The sequence below is a fragment of the Albidovulum sp. genome (genome assembly GCF_041919395.1).
Classification (GTDB): domain Bacteria; phylum Pseudomonadota; class Alphaproteobacteria; order Rhodobacterales; family Rhodobacteraceae; genus Albidovulum.
Window position 1 is genome coordinate 1 of sequence record NZ_JAYRTX010000171.1, and the last position, 3,098, is coordinate 3,098.

Genomic DNA, 3,098 nt, shown 5'->3' on the forward strand with positions numbered 1-3,098 from the left:
GCCCAGACGCGCGAGGTCCTCGGTTCCGTCACCTCGTCCGAGATCCTTTCGGCCGACCGGGCATCGCTGGCAGCGCGAATCCGCGATGCGTCACGCAACGAGGCCAACTCGCTCGGCGTCGAGATCATCGACGTCCGGATCAAGCGCACCGACCTGCCCGAGCAGAACCTCGACGCGACCTTCGCCCGGATGCGGGCGGAACGCGAGCGTGAGGCCGCCGACGAGGTCGCGCGCGGCAACGAGGCGGCGCAGCGGGTCAGGGCGCAGGCCGACCGCACCAGGGTGGAGCTTGTCTCCGACGCGCAGCGCCAGGCCGACATCATCCGCGGCGAGGCGGATGCCACCCGCAACGCGGTCTTCGCCGAGGCCTACGGGGCCGACCCGGAGTTCTTCGACTTCTACCGTTCGCTCGCCGCCTACCGCGAGGCGCTGAAGGCAGGCAATTCGACGATGGTGATCTCGCCCGACAGCGAGTTCTTCGACTACCTGAAGTCGACGACCCGCGGATCGCCCGCCGCCCCGGCCGCCCCGGCGACCCCGGTGGCACCGGCGCAGCCCTGAGCGATGGGAGGCTTCGCGCTTCTCCTTCTTGCCGTCGGGCTGGTTCTGTCGCTGGAGGGGTTGGTGCTTGCACTGGCCCCTTCGCGCATCGACGAGCTTCTCGATCTCATCCGCCGGATGCCGGTGGAAACCCGCCGCAATCTCGGCCTCGGCGCGATGGCGCTGGGGCTCGCGCTCATTTGGCTTGCGACCGGACTCGGAGGCTGAGACAATCGCGGTGGCCTCGCCCGTGCCGTCCTGCGGTCCCGCGCCATCACGCGGAGTTGACGACCGGGTTTCTGCTTGGACTTGCGGGCGGCCATGCCTGGTTGAAGGATGGGGCAACCGGCCGGCGGCGCTCTGCCGGCCTTGCCGCGATCATGGAGGGAGTTTGGCGTGCGTTCTGAGGCAATCATGATGGAAGCCCCGGCGGTCCGGCCGGGCGCCCTGATGGGTCTCTTCTGGGCCGCGGCCTTCGGGCTCGCGCTGGCGCTGGGGATGGCGCACGACGCCGGCGCCCGTGCGGCGCCCGAGAGCTTCGCCGACCTTTCCCAGGAGGTGAGCCCGGCGGTCGTGAACATCACGACCACGACCACGGTTGCCGCACCCGTCGATGGCCAGCCCGTCGTGCCGGAGGGCTCGCCCTTCGAGGACTTCTTCAAGGACTTCGGCGGCCCGCAGGGCCCGCAGCGGTCGAACGCGCTGGGCTCGGGCTTCGTCGTCTCGGAAGACGGCTACATCGTCACCAACAACCACGTCATCGAAGGCGCCGACGAGATCTCGGTGGAGTTCTACTCGGGCGCCACCCTCGACGCCGAACTCGTCGGCACCGACCCCAAGACCGACATCGCGCTTCTGAAGGTCAAGAGCGACCAGCCCTTGCCCTTCGTCAGCTTCGGCAACTCCGACCTGATGCGGGTCGGCGACTGGGTGCTGGCTGTGGGCAACCCGCTCGGCCAGGGCTTCTCGGTCTCGGCCGGGATCGTCTCCGCCCGCAACCGCGAGCTTTCGGGTACCTACGACGACTTCATCCAGACCGACGCCGCGATCAACCGCGGCAACTCCGGTGGTCCGCTTTTCAACATGAACGGCGAGGTCGTGGGTGTGAACACGGCGATTCTCTCGCCCAACGGCGGCTCCATCGGCATTGGCTTCTCCATGGCCTCTAACGTGGTGGCCAAGGTCGTCGGCCAGCTGAAGGAGTTCGGCGAGACCCGGCGCGGCTGGCTCGGCGTGCGCATCCAGGACGTGACCCCGGACGTGGCCGAGGCCATGGGCCTCGCGGAGGCGAAGGGCGCCCTTGTCACCGACGTGCCCGAGGGGCCGGCCAAGGACGGCGGCATCCAGTCGGGCGACGTCATCACCTCCTTCGACGGGGCGCCCGTCACCGACACGCGCGAGCTCGTCCGCCGCGTCGCCGATGCCGACGTCGGCCGTGCCGTGCGCGTCGTCGTCCTGCGCGAGGGCAAGACCCAGACGCTTCTCGTCACGCTCGGCCGGCGCGAGACGGCGGAAGGCGAGGGCCCCGAGTCAGGGGCCGCGCCGGGAACGCCCGAGGCCCCGGTGAGCAAGGAACTGATGGGGATGACGCTCGGTGTCCTCACCGACGAGACGCGCGGCGAACTCGGCGTCGGGCCGGAGGTCGAGGGGCTCGTCATCACCGATCTCGACCAGGCAGGCGAGGCCTACGAGAAGGGCCTGCGCGCCGGCGATGTCATTACCGAGGCGGGCCAGCAGAAGGTGGCGACCATCGCCGACCTCGAGGCGCGGATCGCCGAGGCGAAGGACGCCGGGCGAAAATCGCTCCTCCTCCTCATCCGCCGCGGCGCCGATCCGCGCTTCGTGGCGCTCTCGGTCGAATAGGGCCGGCAGGAACGGACAGGAAGGGGCGCCTCCGGGCGCCCTTTCTGCGGCGGGCGATCGGCGCAGAGCGTCCGCGCAGGGGCCGCGCCGGCGGCCGCCGCCGTCCCGACCTTTGGCAGCCTCAGCCCCCTTGCCCCCCTCACGGCCCCTCGTCCGCCCGCGCCGGCGCGGGGGCGAGGCGGCGGTCGCTGTCGGGCGCGAGCAACGTGTCGAGCAGGTCGGAGATGTCCTCGATCACCTCGGCCACGACATGCACCACCTCGTTGTCGCGCTGGAGCCGCCCGGTGACACGCAGGAGCCGTCCGGCCACGACGGCGCGGCGGAAGCGCTGGAAGACCTTCTGCCAGATCACCACATTGGCCACCCCCGTCTCGTCCTCGAGCGTGACGAAGACGACCCCCTTCGCGGTTCCCGGCCGCTGGCGCACCAGCACCAGCCCCGCCACCGTCACCCGCGCGCCCGAGGGCGGATCGCGGAGCCGGACATGGGGGAGGGCCGCGGGCGGGCGCGGCCAGTCGTCGAGCGGGTGGAAGTCGGTCAGCATGAGAACGAATGTAGAACATTCCGACCGGCGGGCAAGAGGGCAGGGTACTGGCAAAAGCGCCGGATTTCGCCTATGTCGGCGCGGGACACGGCGTTGAATCCGGAAAGACGAGGAAGATGGCGAAGATCACCTACGTGGAATTTGGCGGCAA

4 protein-coding genes are annotated in these 3,098 nt (G+C 70.2%); 3 read left to right on the forward strand and 1 reads right to left on the reverse strand.

What is annotated here, in order from left to right:
* The 3 genes from ACMUOO_RS16900 to ACMUOO_RS16910 form a co-directional block, all read left to right on the forward strand.
* Window positions 1–561: SPFH domain-containing protein (locus tag ACMUOO_RS16900; RefSeq protein ID WP_413855780.1), on the forward strand; the 561-nt coding region annotated here is incomplete at its 5' end.
* A 3-nt stretch (window positions 562–564) separates the two neighbouring features.
* Window positions 565–768: a DUF2065 domain-containing protein gene (locus tag ACMUOO_RS16905; protein WP_301917281.1), complete on the forward strand. Its 204-nt coding sequence runs from the start codon at window positions 565–567 to the stop codon at window positions 766–768.
* 186 nt (window positions 769–954) lie between these two features.
* Complete coding sequence (locus ACMUOO_RS16910; RefSeq protein ID WP_413855781.1) at window positions 955–2,403, forward strand: Do family serine endopeptidase; 1,449 nt, start codon at window positions 955–957, stop codon at window positions 2,401–2,403.
* A gap of 139 nt (window positions 2,404–2,542) precedes the next feature.
* Here the strand turns inward: ACMUOO_RS16910 and ACMUOO_RS16915 are convergent, their stop codons facing one another.
* A complete protein-coding gene (locus ACMUOO_RS16915; protein ID WP_301917280.1) occupies window positions 2,543–2,947 on the reverse strand; it encodes an OB-fold nucleic acid binding domain-containing protein in 405 nt (134 codons plus the stop codon).
* Window positions 2,948–3,098: the final 151 nt, after the last annotated feature.

Bases quoted from the DNA above. Each gene is read 5' to 3' on its own strand.
- ACMUOO_RS16905 (WP_301917281.1), top strand. From the start codon at position 565: ATGGGAGGCTTCGCGCTTCTCCTTCTTGCCGTCGGGCTGGTTCTGTCG.
- ACMUOO_RS16910 (WP_413855781.1), top strand. From the start codon at position 955: ATGATGGAAGCCCCGGCGGTCCGGCCGGGCGCCCTGATGGGTCTCTTC.
- ACMUOO_RS16915 (WP_301917280.1), bottom strand. From the start codon at position 2,947: ATGCTGACCGACTTCCACCCGCTCGACGACTGGCCGCGCCCGCCCGCG.